General features: G+C 43.1%; 13 protein-coding genes. 11 read left to right on the top strand and 2 right to left on the bottom strand.

The window, feature by feature from the left end; translation table 11 throughout:
- The first annotated feature begins 77 nt into the window (after positions 1–77).
- Complete coding sequence (locus STRMA_RS10020) at positions 78–7,187, top strand: putative Ig domain-containing protein (RefSeq protein WP_003080885.1); 7,110 nt, start codon at positions 78–80, stop codon at positions 7,185–7,187.
- 365 nt (positions 7,188–7,552) lie between these two features.
- Here the strand turns inward: STRMA_RS10020 and STRMA_RS02070 are convergent, their stop codons facing one another.
- Entirely contained in the window at positions 7,553–8,722 is a 1,170-nt protein-coding gene (locus STRMA_RS02070) for a low temperature requirement protein A (RefSeq protein ID WP_003081117.1), read from the bottom strand.
- A 458-nt stretch (positions 8,723–9,180) separates the two neighbouring features.
- On the opposite strand from STRMA_RS02070, the gene STRMA_RS02075 reads away from it, so the two are divergent.
- From STRMA_RS02075 to STRMA_RS02100, 6 genes are all read left to right on the top strand, one after another.
- Complete coding sequence (locus STRMA_RS02075) at positions 9,181–9,765, top strand: recombinase family protein (protein ID WP_003081598.1); 585 nt, start codon at positions 9,181–9,183, stop codon at positions 9,763–9,765.
- Between the two features lie 655 nt (positions 9,766–10,420).
- Positions 10,421–11,371: an aldo/keto reductase gene (locus STRMA_RS02080; RefSeq protein ID WP_003081003.1), complete on the top strand. Its 951-nt coding sequence runs from the start codon at positions 10,421–10,423 to the stop codon at positions 11,369–11,371.
- Positions 11,372–11,604: 233 nt separating this feature from the next.
- On the top strand, positions 11,605–12,390 hold the full coding sequence (locus STRMA_RS02085) for a glucose-1-dehydrogenase (RefSeq protein ID WP_003078517.1): 786 nt from the start codon (positions 11,605–11,607) through the stop codon (positions 12,388–12,390).
- A gap of 6 nt (positions 12,391–12,396) precedes the next feature.
- Positions 12,397–13,266 (top strand): GRP family sugar transporter, encoded by an 870-nt coding sequence (locus STRMA_RS02090; RefSeq protein WP_003080886.1) that lies wholly within the window; start codon positions 12,397–12,399, stop codon positions 13,264–13,266.
- Positions 13,267–13,304: 38 nt separating this feature from the next.
- Positions 13,305–14,342 (top strand): alcohol dehydrogenase catalytic domain-containing protein, encoded by a 1,038-nt coding sequence (locus STRMA_RS02095; protein WP_003078541.1) that lies wholly within the window; start codon positions 13,305–13,307, stop codon positions 14,340–14,342.
- Positions 14,343–14,376: 34 nt separating this feature from the next.
- Positions 14,377–14,955: an NADPH-dependent F420 reductase gene (locus tag STRMA_RS02100; RefSeq protein WP_003081247.1), complete on the top strand. Its 579-nt coding sequence runs from the start codon at positions 14,377–14,379 to the stop codon at positions 14,953–14,955.
- 89 nt (positions 14,956–15,044) lie between these two features.
- Here the strand turns inward: STRMA_RS02100 and STRMA_RS02105 are convergent, their stop codons facing one another.
- The gene (locus STRMA_RS02105; protein WP_003081212.1) at positions 15,045–15,911 is read right to left on the bottom strand and encodes a LysR family transcriptional regulator; all 867 of its coding nucleotides are present in this window, start codon (positions 15,909–15,911) and stop codon (positions 15,045–15,047) included.
- A gap of 208 nt (positions 15,912–16,119) precedes the next feature.
- Between STRMA_RS02105 and STRMA_RS02110 the strand changes: the two genes are divergently transcribed.
- The 4 genes from STRMA_RS02110 to STRMA_RS02125 all read left to right on the top strand — a co-directional run bounded on the left by STRMA_RS02110 (position 16,120) and on the right by STRMA_RS02125 (position 19,114).
- Positions 16,120–16,581 carry a flavodoxin gene (locus STRMA_RS02110; protein WP_003081982.1) on the top strand — a complete coding sequence of 154 codons (462 nt, stop codon included), beginning with the start codon at positions 16,120–16,122 and terminating at the stop codon, positions 16,579–16,581.
- Positions 16,582–16,655: 74 nt separating this feature from the next.
- The gene (locus tag STRMA_RS02115) at positions 16,656–17,453 is read left to right on the top strand and encodes an aldo/keto reductase (RefSeq protein ID WP_003079516.1); all 798 of its coding nucleotides are present in this window, start codon (positions 16,656–16,658) and stop codon (positions 17,451–17,453) included.
- Between the two features lie 87 nt (positions 17,454–17,540).
- Positions 17,541–18,461, top strand: a complete 921-nt coding sequence (locus STRMA_RS02120; RefSeq protein WP_003082352.1) for an amidohydrolase family protein — start codon at positions 17,541–17,543, stop codon at positions 18,459–18,461.
- Positions 18,458–19,114, top strand: a complete 657-nt coding sequence (locus STRMA_RS02125) for a putative quinol monooxygenase (RefSeq protein ID WP_003079858.1) — start codon at positions 18,458–18,460, stop codon at positions 19,112–19,114. Before STRMA_RS02120 ends, STRMA_RS02125 begins: the two co-directional genes overlap by 4 nt.
- Positions 19,115–19,693: the final 579 nt, after the last annotated feature.

The raw sequence follows: 19,693 nt of genomic DNA on the forward strand, positions 1-19,693 counted from the left end.
ATGTATAATATTATCGTTTGATGATTAAAATGACTAAAGCAAGATGATTTAATAGTGATGAATTAAAGGAGATCTTTGTGGAACAAAGAATGAATGAAAAACAGCGCTTTTCTATTCGTAAGATGAAGAGAATCGGTGCAGGCTCTGTAATGGTTGGTTTAACCTTTACATTGGGTTTGGCACCAATAAACGCTCGAGCTGAAGATTCAAGGACTCAGACTGTGACAGCCCCGACTGATACGGAACAGACTCAGACTGTAACTGAGTCAGCTACTGTAGCACCTGCAACTGAAGCAAGAACAGATCAAGCAGCATCTGCTCCTGCACAGTCAGAAACGACAACAGCAGAGCAGCCTCGGACAGTGGCGGTCGGTTATACAGTTGTTTATGTGGATGGATCTGGCCAAGAGGTCTATCGTGCAAGCAAGAGTACAGATGTTACTGTAACAGGAACACAGCCAGCCAGCACAAGTGTTACAGAGACGGCAGATATGACAGCTCTGCCAGACTATCAGTTAGCTGGTGCATCTTTGGTGACTCAGACTGTTACTGAAAATGGTAGCAATGTCATTACTTTTACTGTATCCAAAAAAGCTGAAGTTTCTGCTGACCAAAAAAGTAGAGTTGCAGCTGATCATGCTTCGACCTTAGAAGCTGATCGAGCATCTCATAAAGATGAAAGCACAGCTTCAGCTGCTGAGGCTAAAGAGCCAGCTGATAAGTCTGCCTTAGAGGCCTTAGTGTCAGAAGCAGACACAGTGCTGGATGAGTCTGTTAAGACAGAAAACCGCGACTCTGAATTAGTCGCTAGCTATACTAATTTTTATAATCACGTTAGAGATAAAATTGCTGCTATTAGGACCAATGTCCTAAATAATGGTAATATTACACAAAAGGATATTGACAGAGAAGTCAGCGAACTGGGAATGCTTCTCAGTCAGCTAAAAGACAGCATTAATGCCCTCAATCAGGATTATCCAACTTACTATTTTTATGATGAACTAAAAGGCGATAAGCCTTTTCAGACGCAGATCATTTCTACAGAGAATAGAAGCTTAACAGAACCAGCAACTCCGACACCGCCAGCAGGAAAGGTCTTTGTAGGCTGGTTCTATCGCAGCGGAGCTAAGGCTGGTCAGCCAGTTGATTTTACAGAAATCATTACTGCTGCAAAAGTTTCTGACTATGAACACTTTATTGAAGCACGCTATGAAAACAAAGTCAGCGTGACTTATATCAGTGAAGGGATCGCTTTAAAGACCGTTCAGCTAAAAACAGGAGAATTGGCTCAGCCAGAGCCTGTTGATATTAGAAGCAGTGGGATGACCTTTAAGCACTGGTCCTTGACACCTAATGGAGATGCTTATGACTTTTCAATACCTGTTCAGGCGGATATAACCCTTTATGCAGTTCTACAGGAAAAATGGAAGATCTCTTTTAATACAATGGGAGGCTCACCGGTCGAGCTGGCTCTGCGTAATCCCAATGAAGCCCTCAATGTTGGTGGTGTCACAACAACGCGAGCTGGCTATACCTTTAAACACTGGTCTTTGACGCCAGATGGGGATAAGGTTGCTGATAGTACACTTGTGACAAGTGATCTGCAGCTTTATGCGGTTTGGGAGAAAAATACGAATACTCCTTACACCGTTCTTTACTATTATGAAAATGCTGAAGATAGTAATTATTCTTTGCATTCATCTGAGGTTTTAACAGGAAGGACAGGTGATACAACTCGTTATAGCTTCACACCGACAGACCAGTACCAATTGAACCATGCAGAAACGGCAAAGATTGCTGCTGATGGGACTACGGTCATTAGAGTCTATGTTGATCGTAAGGTTTATCGCTATACCTTTTACAGATACGATGGCAGACAAATTCGTACGGGAAGGGCTAAGGTCGGTAAGGATATGACCGACATCTTTAGGGAGGTTAATGCCCAAGTTAACAACCCTGAATATGCATACTGGGATGTAGATTATAAGATGGAACGTTATGTTACCAACGGCTACAACCGAGGCATGTGGGATTCTAATGTTGAAATTTATGAGAAAAGAATAATTGGAAACTATCGTATTTACCAGTATGTGCTTGGAGAAGGTCTTAGAAATGTTGTTACTGTCGGGGCTATTGGCAATGTCTTGATGCGGATGATTAATTACTCAATCCCGGGCTTCACAGCTCAGTATGTGGGATCAGGAACGGCTAGTGAGATGAATGGCATCAGTTCCGGCAATGAGCGATATCTTTTATCCAGAAATACGCCTAATGTTTATATTTTCTATAAACGCAATCATTATACATTTGAATTAGTTCCAAACCGCAAAGGGATTACCGAAAATGCGATTAGCTTTACAGTGCCTTACGATGCTTATCTATCTGACCATGTCAATCTGAATGCTCCAGGTTTTGTGGTTGGACAAACAAGTTATGAGGCAGATGGTACCAAATATACCTTTACCGGTTGGTATGAGTCTGAAACAGGAACTGGAGAACCTTATGATATCACAGGTATCAAAATGCCTGAAGAAAATATCCGCCTTTATGCTGGCTGGAGAGCTGAACCATTGAATGTGACGGTCTATCATGATGCTGACAGGACTCAATCTACCGTCTTAAAGGTCTATAAGGAAAATGCTGTTGATGCGAATGCTGTCAATCGTTTGTTGAGTATTCCTGAAGGTTATGACATGAGTTACTTCAAGGGCTGGTACACGGAAGTTAACGGTGTTCTGGTTGCCTTTGATCTATCCAATTTAATCGTTGCAGATACAAAGCTGATTCCGGTTTGGGATCCGATTGTCAGAAAAATTTCCTATGACGCCAACGGCGGAAGCGGGACAGTACCAGAAGCAGCAGAGCAGGTTCAAGGCAGCAATTATGTTATTCAGGGTGGATCTAGTCTGACTTATGACAATAAGCAGTTTATTGGTTGGAATACAAGAGCAGATGGGCGTGGAACTTCTTATAGACCAGGTCAGACAATTGCTTTAAAAGAAGATACAGTTCTTTATGCACAGTGGAGTACACCGACACCGCTTGCTATTTCAACAGGCAGTCAAATTTTGCTTGAGAAGTCTAGACAAAGTTCGAGAAAAGTTGTTTTCACCAACAAGACACCTAGTCAAACAGTGGCAGCTCCACTGCCAGAAGGTGTTTCAGGTTTGCAAATTAGCAATTCAGGCATTCTCTCAGCTACTCCAAGAATTACGAACTGGGAAGATAATGAAGACAGCCGCAGTTTTGATTGGCCTGTAACCGTAACTTCGGGAAATGAAACTGTAACTGGAAGTGTTAAAATCACCATCTTGCGCGATACAGATGGCGACGGCATTCCAGATACCACTGATCCGGATGACGATAACGACGGTATTCCGGATAGCGAGGACAAGCATCCGAAGGCAGCAGATACGGAGCCGCCAGTCATTACTGCAGATAATGCTACGGTAATAGAGAAGAGTCCGATCACCCCAATTTCAGTTGGCGTTACCGATAACGACGATCAGACGATTGACCTTAATAGTGATGTCACGGTATCCAGCTTACCGGATGGCCTAACCTACAGCAATGGTCAAATCACCGGCAGTGCTAATCAGGAAGTTTGGGCCAATGACAGCGAAGAATCGCATGCCTATACGGTAACTATTACCGCTAAGGACAGTGCGGGCAATCAAGCGACGAAGACCATTACGATTACCGTTCTTCGTGACACGGATGGTGATGGGATCTCCGATACGGAAGATCCGGACGACGATAACGACGGTATTCCTGATAGCGAGGATAAACATCCAAAGGCAGCTGATAATACGGCTCCTGACATTACTGCTCAAGATAAGACAATTACGGAGAAGAGTCCAATCACCCCGATTCCAGTCAGTGTCACTGATAATGATGACCAGACGATTGATCTCAATCGCGATGTGACGGTGAGCGGCCTGCCAAACGGTCTGACCTACAGCAATGGTCAAATCACCGGCAGTGCTAATCAGGAAGTTTGGGCCAATGAGAGCGAAGAATCGCATGTCTACACGGTAACTATCACGGCTAAGGACAGCGCGGGCAATGTAGGCACCAAAACCATTACCATTACGGTCTTGCGCGATACCGATGGCGACGGCATTCCAGATACCACTGATCCTGATGATGATAACGATGGTATTCCGGATAGCGAGGACAAGCATCCAAAGGCAGCAGATACGGAGCCGCCAGTCATTACCGCAGACAACGCCACGGTGACAGAGAAAACGGCGATTACCCCGATTCCAGTCAGTGTCACTGATAATGATGACCAGACGATTGATCTTAATAACGATGTGACGGTGAGTGGTCTGCCAAATGGTCTAACCTACAGCAATGGTCAAATCACAGGTAAGGCTAACCAAGAATCTTGGGCCAATGACAGTGAAGAATCGCATGCTTATACGGTAACCATCACGGCTAAGGACAGCGCTAGTAATCAAGCAAGCAAGACCATTACCATTACGGTTCTTCGGGACACGGATGGTGACGGCATCCCAGATGTTAACGATCCGGACGATGATAACGACGGTATTCCGGATAGCGAAGACAAGCATCCAAAGGCAGCAGATACAGAACCGCCAGTCATTACCGCAGACAATGCCACGGTGACAGAGAAAACGGCAATCAGCCCGATTCCAGTCAGCGTCACCGATAACGACGATCAGACGATTGACCTTAATAACGATGTGACGGTGAGCGGTCTGCCAAGTGGCCTCAGTTATGCGAACGGGCAAATCACCGGCAGCGCTAATCAGGAAACCTGGACAGGTTATACGGATGAGTCCCACGCTTATACGGTAACTATCACGGCTAATGACAGCGCGGGCAATGTGGCGACGAAAACCATTACCATTACGGTTCTTCGGGATACGGATGGCGACGGCATTCCAGATACAGAAGATCCAGACGACGATAACGACGGTATTCCGGATAGCGAAGACAAGCATCCAAAGGCAGCAGATACGGAGCCGCCAGTCATTACCGCAGATAATGCCACGGTGACAGAGAAAACGGTGATTACCCCAATCCCCATCGCAGTGACTGATAATGATGACCAAACGATTGATCTCAATAGGGACGTGACGGTGAGCGGTTTGCCAAATGGTCTGACCTACAGCAATGGCCAAATCACCGGCAGTGCTACCCAAGAAACCTGGACAGGCGATCCGGATGAGTCCCACGCCTATTCAGTCACCATCACAGCTAAGGACAGCGCCGGCAATCAAGCGACGAAAACCATTACCATCACGGTCTTGCGCGATACCGATGGTGACGGCATTCCAGATACCACTGATCCGGACGATGATAACGACGGTATTCCAGATAGCGAAGACAAGCATCCAAAGGCAGTGGATAATACGGCTCCTGACATTACTGCTCAAGATAAGGCAATTACAGAGAAAACGGCAATCAGCCCGATTCCAGTTAGCGTCACTGATAATGATGACCAGACGATTGATCTTAATACGGATGTGACCGTGACTGGTCTGCCAAGTGGCCTCAGTTATGCGAACGGCCAAATCACCGGCAGCGCTACCCAAGAAATCTGGACAGACGATACGGATGAGTCTCATGCCTATTCAGTCACCATCACGGCTAAGGACAGCGCCGGCAATCAAGCGAACAAGACCATTACGATTACGGTCTTGCGCGATACCGATGGCGATGGGATCCCTGATACAGAAGATCCAGATGACGATAACGACGGTATTCCGGATAGCGAGGATAAACATCCGAAGGTAGCGGATACAGAACCGCCAATCATTACTGCAGAAAACGCTACGGTGACAGAGAAGAGCCCGATCACCCCAATCCCTATCGCAGTGACTGATAGTGACGATCAAACGATTGACCTCAATCGTGATGTCACCGTATCTGGTTTACCGGATGGTCTGACCTACAGTAATGGTCCAATTACCGGCAGTGCTAATCAGGAAACCTGGACAGGCGATACGGATGAATCCCACGCCTACTCAGTCACCATCACAGCCAGAGATAGTGCGGGCAATCAAGCGACGAAAACCATTACCATTACGGTTCTTCGGGACACGGATGGCGACGGTATCCCAGATGTTAACGATCCGGACGATGATAACGACGGTATTCCGGATAGTGAAGACAAGCATCCGAAAACTACGGATACGGAGCCGCCGGTTATCACTGCAGACAATGCCACGGTGACAGAGAAAACGGCGATTACCCCGATTCCAGTCAGCGTTACCGATAACGACGATCAAACGATTGATCTTAATCGTGATGTCACAGTATCCGGCTTACCAGGTGGTCTGTCCTACAGCAATGGTCAAATCACCGGCAGTGCTACCCAAGAATCTTGGGCCAATGACAGCGAAGAATCGCATGCCTATACGGTAACTATTACCGCTAAGGACAGCGCTAGTAATCAAGCAAGCAAGACCATTACCATTACGGTTCTTCGGGACACGGATGGTGACGGCATCCCAGATGTTAACGATCCGGACGACGATAACGACGGTATTCCGGATAGCGAAGACAAGCATCCAAAGGCAGTGGATAATACGGCTCCTGACATTACTGCTCAAGATAAGGCAATTACAGAGAAAACGGCAATCAGCCCGATTCCAGTTAGCGTCACTGATAATGATGACCAGACGATTGATCTTAATACGGACGTGACCGTGACTGGTCTGCCAAGTGGCCTCAGTTATGCGAACGGTCAAATCACCGGCAGTGCTACCCAAGAAACCTGGACAGGTGATCCGGATGAGTCCCACGCCTATTCAGTCACCATCACAGCTAAGGACAGCGCCGGCAATGTAGCGACGAAAACCATTACCATCACGGTCTTGCGCGATACCGATGGTGACGGCATTCCAGATACCACTGATCCGGACGATGATAACGACGGTATTCCAGATAGCGAAGACAAGCATCCGAAAGTTAAAGATGCTCTTCCAACTCCTTCGGATCCTAAACCTAATAGACCTAAGATTCCTAATACGGAAACTTCTCATGGGAATGGTAATCTACATCATGAGGCACAGGTTCTTAAAGAGGAAAGATCTGAATTGCCTAAGACAGGAGATACTGATGAAAACAGCTTCTTGCCAATTGTTGGTGGTTTATTATCTTTCTTTGTCCTATTAGGAGGATTAAGGAGAAAAGAGACAAAAAAGGGTAAATAATCTTTAAAAAGAAGACAAGGGAACTAAACTCTTATCAAAGTCCTCTACAAACGATTATTGACAAGCTTTTACTGACCTAAAAAAGGAAGAACAAGCTCACATACTGAGCAGTTCTTCCTTTTTGTTATGCGGCTTTTAGTCCCTTTTGCTCCTAAGGTGCAAAACAAAGAAACCACCCGTTTGACGAGTGGTTATGATTATTAGAGTTGGCTATATTGAATTGATGACTATCTAAGAGTAAGAGGAATGAAGTAGGTCAGTGAGGGAAACAGTTAAGTAGTGAAAATGCAGTTGCAGTGTTATTGCGGATATAAAAACAAAAGATCGTGATTTAGCAGGAATCACCCTGTTTGTTTTGGCACTCTTTAAGAAAAATCGCGGAGATTCTTTCTTGGATCTGGATGTGGAACATTGTGTTTTTCTCGCTGCTGTCTGCGGAAGTTTAACCCCAGTCTCATCATGATATAATTCATGATTACGAGACAGACTCCCATCAGGCTGAGCTGGTCTCTAAGGAAGTAAATAGCAAGAATTCCTAAAATCAAGGTAATGCTGTACTTCCTAAGAATAGAGCGATTTGGTTTGTAAATCTCTTGGTTATAGGCGGATGTTGATAAGACCCCAATATAAAAGGTGAAGACAGATCCGATAAAGAAGAGTGCTCCCAAGTCATGATGATGGTGATCTGCCAGAAATTCAAGACCTACTGTAAAAAAGAGTAAGCCAATGATAATCAAGGCATGAGAATAGAAGAGCCTAGTCACAGAAGCTTTCTGATGATGGTTGATATTGATAAAGGTCTGAGTCATGTAAAAGATAAAGAGTGTCGCCATCCCTAGGAAAAAGACAATTCCTTCAATGTGATATTCTGTGAGAGGGTAGGTGCGGATGATGCCGATAACGCTTTCTCCAAAGGTAAGAATGGTCAAGAGTTGGTTACGCTCTACTGCGTGAGGGAAGTTGATGTATGTACGGCCATGATAGTTATTTATAAAGGGTAAACGTAGCAACTGGGGTAAGAACAGTGGAACAAAGTAAAAAATAATCACAAAGTAACTATAATTCCAGAGACCCGTCGCCACAGGAATCAGAGGTATCAGATAGATGATTTGTAAAACCATATTGGTTTTGATATCCGGTGTAAAGCCGAGTGCCCGCCCTTTGAGATAGTATTGAACAGCAATCGTTCCATAGCAGAGAATCAGCATAGTGTTAAAAATTTGGACATTGGCCGGATTTTCTCGAAGATAGCTGATATCAAAATTAAAGGCCAAGGCTAAGTTACCTACCCAAAGCATAAGGACAATGACAGAGTAGATATCAGCCCGTCTGGAATCACCATATTTGTTGTAGTAAAAGGCTTCATTATTCCAGATATTAAGGATAATAACACATCCTGCAAGAAATGAAATGATCTCGTTGATTCCAACATGTGCCACATGAATAGCTGAGGTCAGCTGGCCTATGGCTAAGACAACTGCTAAATCAAAAAAGAGTTCATAATTAGAAACGCGTTTGGCTTTGTGCTTGGACATAATAGCTCCTTTAGTATAAAAATTAACTTTATTAGTGTATCAAAAAGTGATCTTATTTTCTACAGATCTTTTAAATATAAAACCATTTATTGAGCTAGAAAGAATCATTAGCCTAAATCCTATCTTTTCTTTTATTATAACTAAAAAGAATAATTAACTATGTTTTTAAAGTATTTTACTTTTTGCTTGCTGGGGATTATACTGTTTTTATTCCAATTGAAAGGAGAGAAATACAATGAATAAAGGATATACGGAGGTCTTTCTATGTGTAAGATAGCGGAATCTTTGTCATTCTTATGATGAATGATAAATGGGTTTCTTGGTAAATAAAGTGGCTGCCTGAGCGAATGGCTAGAAGATTTTAAGGGATTTGCTATACTTAGGACGGCCATTAAAGAATAAAAATCTTGCATGAGAGAGACTGCACTTACTTTCTTGACTTAAAAGGAGGTTAAGATGTGAAATACGGTTATGCAAGGGTTTCGACTAAGGAACAAAATACAGACCGTCAGATTCATTCCCTCATCAAGGAGGGAGTAGACAAAAATAATATATATGTAGACAAATTATCAGGTAAGAATTTTAAGCGTCCGCAGTATCGGCGCATGTTGAGAAAACTTAAAAAAGGAGATGAGCTGTATCTTAAGTCCATTGATCGGCTCGGCCGCAATTATGAAGAGATCATTGAACAGTGGAATTATCTGTCTAAGATAAAAGGTGTGGCGCTAATTGTTCTGGATTTTCCGCTCTTGAACACTAAAAATACAGTACATGGGCTAACGGGACAATTTTTAACAGATCTCGTTTTGCAAATTTTGTCCTACGTAGCCCAGGTTGAACGGGAAAATATTCGTCAGCGGCAGCAAGAAGGCATTGCTCTAGCCCAGAAAAAAGGAGTACGGTTTGGCCGTCCGCCGCTGAAAAAACCTTCTAACTATGAAGAAATTCTTCAGCTAAGGCGTGAGGAAAAAATCAGTATACGAGAAGGAGCAACCTTATTGCAGGTATCACCGGCAACCTTTTACCGCTGGCTGCAAGAATAAGGAAAAGTTCAAATACTATACATTTTGATACAGGCCATTATCATGCAAAAAAAGAATAAAAATCAAAGCATTCAATAGTTTATCACACTTGTTTCTGATTGTATACATTATGAAATAGACCTAACTTTTCTTAAAATGGCTAAAAATCAGAGTATTCTTGTAAGGATATCTGATATAGAAAGGAATCATCTTATGTTTTTAATGACTATTACCATCAAAGATGAGGGAGTGGGAAAGAACCCAAAAATTAAAAATTTTGGTTCGTATTCTCACCCTCGCACAGTTGGCTAGGTTTTCCGCTTTGGCCTTGCGGCAAAAGGAAAAACAGCCAACCACTGCGCTGAGAGTTTATTCCAAAACAGGAATACTGGACGGGTTTTTACCTAGTCTCAAGCCGTTTAGCAGCTTATCGTGCCTGGTTTACAGAAAAGCAGTTTGAAAAGGGTAATTTCCTTATTGTAGACCATACAAAAATAAGGAAATAGCCGGTCTTGTGATTGCTCAAGCAGAATAGTAAGGAAGTTATTGAGCCTCTTATTGCTCAAGATGCCTGCTATCTAGACTCTGCCAGCTATGAGATCAGTGAATTTACTGCCAATATGACTGCAGAAAATGTGACGGCATTAAAGGAAAATGAAAATAAAGGAGAAAACAAATGACAAACACAACTCATTCAAAAATCGCACTTGGAACTTGGTCTTGGGGATCGGGTATGTTTGGCGGCAATGCTGTTTTTGGTAATACACTGGATACAGCAGATCTAAAAGCTGTCGTAGATACCGCTCTGGCTAACGGTCTCAATGTTTTTGATACGGCCTATGCCTATGCAGCTGGTGAATCAGAACGCATTCTTGGCGAGCTTATTGCCCCTTATAAACGTCAAGATGTGATTATCTCTACCAAATTTACTCCTGGTATGCAAGATGATCAGGCGGCAAATCCTGTAGAGGATATGTTGGATGGCAGTATGAAACGCCTTGGTACAGATTATATTGATATCTATTGGATCCACAATTCTGCTGATGTCGAACGCTGGACACCTTATCTGGCTGACCTAGTTAAATCAGGAAAAGTTAAGCGTGTCGGAGTGTCCAATCATAGCCTTGATCAAGTCAAGCGTGTCCAAGAAATTCTAGAGCCGTCAGGTGTAAAGATTTCTGCTGTCCAAAATCACTTCAGCCTTCTTTATCGCAGTTCTATTGAAGATGGGCTTCTTGATTACTGCAAGGAAAATGATATCCAATTCTTTTCCTACATGGTTTTGGAACAAGGAGCTTTGTCTGGTAAATATGATGAAAATCATCTTCTGCCAGCAGATTCGCAGCGCGGTCAAACCTATAACCCACTTTTCCCAGCCCTTCGCGACTTACTGGCTGGACTTAGGGAGTTAGCTGCTAAGTATGATGCTTCCCCAGCTCAAATTGCAACAGCTTGGGCTATTGGACGCGGTACGACTCCTATCCTTGGTGTCACTAAGGTGGAGCAGGTTGAAGATGCTGCCAAAGTCGCTTCACTTGCCCTAACAGCTACAGAAGTCAGCCAGCTTGAATCTTTGGCTGCAGCCTCAGGTGTCGATACACGCGGTGGCTGGGAAGGTAAGGCTTAACCTTTGAATGTTTTAAATTCAAAGATTATCGCATCCAAAATTAAGTAGATTTCAGCAGATCTTCATCAAATCTATAATGTGGAGATGTGACAAAAGCTTTGCTATCGCTATTGAGACTAAAAGCCTTATGAAACGATTTTGTCCTTAAAGCAAAAAGTTTGACTTAGACCCCACTCCAAGTGATATAATGTAAGACGTTTGTGATCAAACAAATTAACAGAAAGAGGAAACTTATGTACACAGAATTAGCAGGAAAAACAGCCGTTGTAACAGGCGGTTCTAAAGGAATCGGAACAGCCATTGCTAAACGCTTTGGTGCTGAAAAAATGAATGTTGTCGTGAATTATTTTTCAGACAGCAAAGGTGCTGAAGCAGCAGTAAAAATTATTGAAGAAGCTGGCGGTAAAGGCTTGGCTGTTCAAGCCAATGTTGGTGAAGAAGCCGGTGCCCAAAAACTTTTGGATGCTGCTATCAATACTTTTGGAAGTGTTGATATTTGGGTTAACAATGCAGGTGTAGAAAACCGCAGTGCAACGCATGAACTCAGCCTTGAAGATTGGAATCGTGTTATCACAACCAATTTAACAGGTGTTTTCTTAGGATCAAAAGTAGCCCTCAAATACTTTGTCGATAATGGCAAAAAAGGCAATATTATCAATATGTCATCTGTCCACGAGCAAATTCCATGGCCAGGCTTCGCTCACTATGCAGCTTCTAAAGGCGGGGTAAAACTTTTTACAGAAACGACTGCTATGGAATATGCGAAACAAAATATCCGTGTTAATAACATCGGACCAGGAGCTATCAATACCCCTATTAACGCTAAAAAGTTTGCTGATCCAGTGCAATATGAAGAAACAGCTGGAATGGTCCCTATGCATCGCATCGGAGATCCAGAAGAAGTGGCTGCGGCAGCAGCTTGGCTGGCTTCAGATGAGTCTAGCTATGTTACAGGTGTTACACTCTTTGTGGATGGCGGTATGACCTTATACCCTGCTTTCCAAGACGGGAAAGGATAAGGTTAAATGTCAGTCACAAGTCTTTTACTCGCCCTTGTCCCAGCCCTTGGTTGGGGAATTCAGCCGATCTTTCTTCGTAAAATTGGAGGAGATACGACTAATGAAGTTCTGGGATTTGGAATAGGGGCGGTAGTCGTTGGCCTCTTTGTCCAATTCGCCTTTCATCCAGCTGCCATTAGTTGGGAAACTTTTCTGATTAGTTTTGTTTCGGGTGCCTTTTGGATTTTTGGACAGTCTGGTCAGGTTCGCTCTTATGATATCATTGGGGTTTCTAAGACTATGCCCTTATCAACTGGCCTCCAGCTGATTGGGACCTCGCTTATAGGTGTTTTTGCCTTTGGTGAGTGGCCCGGTATCGTCAATAAAATCTTTGGCTTCCTTGCGATTGCTATTTTGATTCTGGGTGCCTATATGACTTCGGTAGATCCAGAAGGTACAGATAGCAATGAAGGCCAGGATCTTCCCCGAGGGGTTCGTGTTTTGTTGCTGACCAGTGTTGGTTACTGGGTTTACAGCGCTGCACCACGCTTGGTAAATGCCAATGGCTTGTCCATTTTTTTACCGCAAATGCTGGGTATATTAACAGGAGCTGTTGTTTTTGCTCTTGTAACCCGCAGAGAAGCTCTCAAAGAAAAAGAAAGCTGGGTATCAGGCCTGGTGGGCTTGATCTTTGGAGTGGCCTCCCTTGCTTATATCTTTTCAGCTAGGGCTAATGGTGTGACCATTGCTTATATTCTCACTCAGCTTAATGTCGTCATTGCCACACTTGGAGCTGTCTTTATCCTTCGCGAGAAAAAGAGTTCAACACAAATGCGGCTAACCTTTATTGGTTTAGCCTTGATTGTTGGAGCAAGTGTTATTACAGTCTTCTTATAAAATTAAAGAAATAATATTATTTGGAGGAAATAGAAATTATGAAATCAGCCGTATATGTAAAATCTGGTGAAGTTGGTATTGCTAATATTGATCGTCCGCAAATCGTTGAGCAAGATGATGCAATTATCCGCATCGTACGGACCTGTGTCTGCGGCTCTGACCTCTGGAGCTATCGCAGTGAAGACACTGCACCAGATACACCAAACAGTGGACATGAAGCGATTGGTATTGTTGAAGAAGTTGGGAGTCAAGTGACCACTGTCAAACCTGGCGACTTTGTTATTGCCCCATTTACCCATGGATGCGGTGAATGTGATGCTTGCCGTGCTGGATTTGACGGTACTTGTGATCGTCACACAGGCTACAGTAACTGGTCAAGCGGTGTTCAAGCTGAGTATATCCGCTTTCAATATGCCAACTGGGCTCTGGTTAAAATCCCTGGTCAGCCAAGTGACTATTCAGAAGGGATGTTAAAATCTCTGCTAGCACTTGCTGATGTTATGCCGACTGGCTATCACGCAGCTCGTGTAGCTGATGTTCATTCTGGTGACAAGGTTGTTGTCATTGGTGATGGAGCTGTTGGTCAATGTGCAGTCATCGCGGCTAAAATGCGCGGTGCCTCACAAATCGTCCTGATGAGCCGTCATGAAGACCGTCAAAAGATGGCTTTAGAATCAGGTGCGACCGCTGTTGTTGCTGAACGCGGTGAAGAAGGAATTGCTAAAGTTCGTGAAATCCTTGGAGGCGGAGCAGATGCAGCTCTTGAATGCGTAGGCTCTGAAGCTTCCATTGACCAAGCACTTGGTGTGCTTCACAATGGCGGACGTATTGGTTTTGTCGGATTGCCGCACTATGACAAGCATCCTCTTGGATCAACTTTTGCACAAAATACGATCATTGGCGGCGGCTCTGCCTCTGTAACAACTTATGATAAGCAGATCTTGCTCAAAGCGGTGCTTGATGGTGATATTAATCCAGGACGTGTCTTTACAGATACTTATAAGTTAGATGATATTGACCAAGCTTATCAAGATATGGATCAGCGTAAAACCATTAAATCAATGATTGTTGTTTAGTTTTTCTGTTTAAAAAATAGAAAGTGTGAATCATATGGTAAACATTTCAGTTTTTGGCCGTGGCAATATGGGCAAAGCAGTCGGCGGTGTGTTTGCAGATGCAGGCCATGAAGTAGTACATTTTGGCCATGACAGTCAAGTGCCTGATGATTTGGGACAAATTGTCATCCTTGCGACGCAATACAAGGATATGGCTGCTGTAATTGATGCGCATAAGGAAAAGCTCAAAGGCAAGATTGTCATTGATATTTCAAATCCAGTCAACTTTGAGACTATGGATGAGATGCTGATTCCAGCAGGGACATCAGCTGCGGAAATCTTTGCCGATAAGCTTCCGGAATCAACGGTTGTGAAAGCTTTTAACACGAACTTCTTCGCTAATTTAACCAGCAAAAAAATTGCAGATCAGATTACAACAACGGTGCAGATTGCTGGAGATGATGAGAAGGCAAAAGCGACTGTGAGTCAGTATATCAAAGATGCTGGCTTAGGCGTTGCTGATGTCGGTGCCTTGAAACGCTCCCGTGAGCTTGAGGCTATGGGCTATCTGCAAATCCTTCTTGCTGTACGTGAAGAAGTCACATTCCAAGGCGGCTACGCTATTTTAAAATAATGATAAATAAAGACAAGCAGACAAAGAGGAAATGCGATCTTTGCCTGCTCATTTTTTATCTATGAAGGGGCTCTATTATGATCAGTTCATTAATGCGCTAAATGTTGCACGCGTTCTAAAAATTCCTCGGCTAAGCCAGACATTGCTTGATCTTTCTTCCAAATAAGGCGAAGACTGGGTTTGGCAGCTGGAGCCAAGGGACGAAAGGTTAGATCATGAGGGAGAGGAATACCCTTGAGGCAAAAGGCCAAGCCAAGCCCTGCCTGAGTCATCTGAATGCCAATGGATGGAACATTGAAGGAGCCTACAAAATGAATCTTACCAAGACTGGTTCCCATCCAATTGCTTAGGTCAGTATAAGAATATTCTTGACCAAAGGCAATGATGGGATAGTTTTCTAAATCCTGTTCTGTAATAGTTTCTTTTTCTGTCAAGGGGTGATTAAGAGGCATAAGGAGAATGCCAGTATCTGTCCAGGGAAGGCGGACTTGTTCATATTTATCAGCATTAACCAAGCCCACTGACACAACAAAATCTAACAGGCCCTTATCTAATTTTTCAAAGGCAAGATCTGTAGTCATGCCATGCAGGTGAAACTGAGTATCAGGATTTTCTCGCTGAATATCCGTAAAGACATGGGCTAAATGCTTTAGCTGCGGTGACTCGTTAGCTCCGATATGGAGCTGACCGCTGAGCTGCTCACGGGTATGGATATTAGCGACAGTATGGTCAACCAAAGATAGGATTTCCCGAGTTTTACGCAGAAAATATTGGCCATCTTCTGTTAGAGTGATGGTGCGGTTTCCCCGCATAAAAAGAGTGAGATCTAGCTCATCTTCTAAATCCATGAGCTGTTTGGAGAGTGTGGGCTGTGAGACATGAAGGCTCTGAGCTGCGCGTGTAATATTGCGCTCATTGGCTACGGCGACAAAGTAGCGAAGGACACGTAATTCCATAGTTTTCCTTTCATAATTAAAAAGAATAGTTGAACATAATTTTTAGGTATTTTACTTTTATAGTATAGAAGATTATAATAAATTCATCAAGTGATAGTTGGTGAAAAATGAAGCTAATAGTGACTTTTAGTCTGTATTTCCACCCTTTATTTGTTGAAGATAATCAAGATGAAGCAGCCATTCTAAAAAAGAATAGAAAGGATAAAAAATGAAAATACTGCTTATGTATTTTTCAAAAACAGGAACAACGAAAGCCTTAGCAGAACTGATAGCTAATCGTTTAGGCGCAGATATTTATCAGATTCAAGAAGAGCAAGCATACACAGCAGCGGATCTGGACTGGAATGTGCCAACAAGCCGTGCTAATTTGGAACAAGGAGATGAGGCGAGCCGTCCTGCTTACAAGGGAGAATTGCCTGATGTGTCTTCTTATGATCAAATCATCATTGGCCATCCGACTTGGTGGGGGCTGCCTCCGCGGATTATTGAGACAGTGATAGAAGATCTGGATTTATCAGGCAAGCAGCTTGCAAGCTTTGCCACATCAGGAGGATCAAGCTATGCACAAGCACAGACTCTTATGAATCAAATTTTAGATCACCCAGCGCCAGGCCGTGTATTAAGCAATGAAAGAGATGCCATTTCTTGGCTGACAGCTATTAATTTCTAGAATTGCGGCATGCTTAAGCCAATCTTAATGGACAAGCTAACTTATTATATTGAATTTAAGAAAGGAAGTAAATCATGGATTATGTCACATTAAATACGGGAGCTAAAATGCCTATTTTGGGCTTTGGCGTTTATCAAATTCCGCCAGAAGAGACAGAACGTGCTGTCGGTGATGCTATTGCACTAGGCTACCGTCATATTGATACAGCGCAGTATTATCGCAATGAAGCAGGTGTAGGACATGCCCTTAAAGCATCCGGCCTGCCACGCGAAGAATTCTTTATTACCACTAAGGTGGGAACGTCGGGCTATCGTGACACCAAGCATCAAATCGAGAGAGCTCTGCGCCATTTGCAGACTGACTATATTGATCTGATGCTGGTTCACTGGGTTATGTCTGATTATCACGGGACTTATCAGGCTTTAGAAGAAGCACACAGAGAAGGCAAGCTCCGTGCTATTGGCTTATCTAACTTTAATCAGCGTCAGATTCAAGGAATAATGGCTCAGTTTGCAACAGTCCCTGCTGTCTTGCAAAATGAAATGCACATTTTTCATCAGCAAAACGCCATGAGGGAATTTACCAAGGAAAAAGGGATCCAGTTTGAGTCTTGGGCACCATTTGGCGAAGGAGCACATGATATTTTCAACCACCCTGTTATTGCGCAAATTGGCACTAAGTATGGTAAAACAGTTGCTCAAGTTATCCTGCGCTTTATTATTCAAGAAGGTGTGGTTGCTATTCCTAAATCTATCAGAAAAGAACGAATGGCTGAGAATTTTGCCATCTTTGATTTTGAATTAAGTCCAGCAGATATGGCAGCACTTCGGCATCTTAATGAAGATCGAGGTTTGTTTGGTTGGAATAACTAAACTAGAGTTTTAAGAGTTAGCTTGACTGGCTAACATAGTCCAAATTCTGTTATAATAAAATTATTAACACATTTAGAAAGAATCCATATGACACAAAAAATAGATGTTTTTGCCCATGTTCTATTGCCGAAATTTTATGAGGAAATGCTAAGCATTGAGCCTAAGCTTCCTGACTTGTTCCCATTTATCCAGCATCCTCATTTAACACATTTAGAGAAGCGCCGCCTTGCCTGGGATGGAAAAACCAGACAGATCATCTCATATGTCAATGTTAATCCAGAAGATTATCTTGAGCCCCAAAGAGCTGCGCTGCTGTGTCAAGCGGCTAATAATGAGCTGACAGAAACTGTCCGTACTAATGATGATATGTTTGCTGCTGGTGTGGCTATGATTCCAATGAATAATCCAGAAGCAGCCGTGCAGATTTTAGAACAAACGGCTAAGTCTGATGAACTTGCAGGTGTTCAGCTTTTTACACGTGCTTTAGGGAAATCCATTGCTGATCCAGCTTTTCATGTCATTTTTGAAACTTGTGCCCGTTTAGACCTGCCTATCTGGCTCCATCCGATTTTTGACGGCCGGAAACCTGATAATAATATTATTTTTTCATGGGAATATGAGCTGACTCAGGCTATGCTGCAGATTGTACAGGCTGGTCTTTATCAGAAATACCCTGATCTTAAGATTATTGTTCATCATGCTGGTGCCATGGTGCCTTTCTTTGGGGAGCGTATTTATTATATTCTCCCTGAGGCACAGGTAGCAGATTTTCATAAGTTTTATGTGGATACAGCTATTTTAGGCAATCCTAAGGCACTTGAGCTGACAATAGACTATTTTGGTGCAGAACATGTCCTTTTTGGGACGGATGCCCCCCTTGGCATTGCCCCATCAGGAGCAACACAGGTAATTGCAGAGGCTATTGAGGAACTGCCGCTTTCTAAGACGGATAAGCAGGCAATTTTCTCTGCTAATATTGAAAGAATGATTGGAAAGAGGCTGTTATGAAAAAACCCGTTGTCCATTTATTTCATTTAGGAGTAAATCCAGTAGATCTAGAAACCTTTCACCAAGCAGGTGTACACAATTTAACAACTTCTTATCAAAAAGAAGCAGGGACTTTAGCCATGTATGCCAGCAGTCTTAAAGACATTCCGACAGAATTTATTGTCTTTGAGGTTTATGCAGATGAAGCGGCTTATCAAACACACCGCAATTCCCCTCAATATCAGGCCTATGTCCAACAAGTTGGATCTCAGCTGACCAAACGAGAAGCTTATGAAGCGACCCCTATTTTTTTAGAAGAAAAGCTGCCATCAGGGCAATGGATCGGCCCCCAGTATTATTTCTTAAAGTTTGCCCAAATAGAGGTAAAAGAGACTGCTCAAGCAGCCTTTGAAAAGAGTGTTTTGACTAATATGCAGATTTCGCTAAAAGAAGAAGCAGGTGTGCTGGCTATGTATGCCCTCAAAGATCATCAAAATCCACAAATCTGGTATTTCTATGAAGTCTATGCCAATGCTGCAGCCTATGCCGCTCATGGCAGGACAAAACATTTTCAGACCTATCTAGCTGAGACAAAAGATTTGCTCATCAGTAAAACATTGCTGGATCTAGAAAATGATACAGCAGTGACTAAGGGTCAGCTAGCATTTTCTTAGGTAGGCCATGCTATTTAAAGGGAGTCAGACAGGCAGCCGTGCCGGCGATGCCCTCACCCACAGAAAAGAGTGCAATCGTAAAGATAACGTATAAAAAATCGCTCAGACGAAGTCTTCGATTTTTCAGCAAGACCCAGTTTCTGCTTGCTGACCTAAAACGGTCCATAGGACTGTTTTAGAATGCAGACAGTCTAGTTTCAGCGTCAAAAGGTTTTAGCTTCTGTCAATTTCAATTGTCATTTCTCTTATTTAGACGAACAAAACGAGCTTCAAACGAGACTTTATCTTCAAACAGAAGGAAAATTCTAGGCTGACTAAAGTCAGCAGAAATTCTCCCAACCCTTGTGTCTTGCAAATAGCTCAGAAAAATCAAACAAGGCTAAGGACTTTGTCCTAGCCTTTTTATCTAGCTTCTCTTTTATCTTCCAACCATACAAACTCCTAATCTCCTTTGAAAGCCTCTTCAAACTAGGTCAGTGTTGCTTAGCCTTACCTTAGCACTGCCTGCGGTTAGCTTTCTCGTTTGCTTTGTGATTTTCATTGACTATAATTACAGCTATGCGATGGCCATTGCTATAA

The organism is Streptococcus macacae NCTC 11558 (genome assembly GCF_000187995.2).
GTDB lineage: Bacteria > Bacillota > Bacilli > Lactobacillales > Streptococcaceae > Streptococcus > Streptococcus macacae.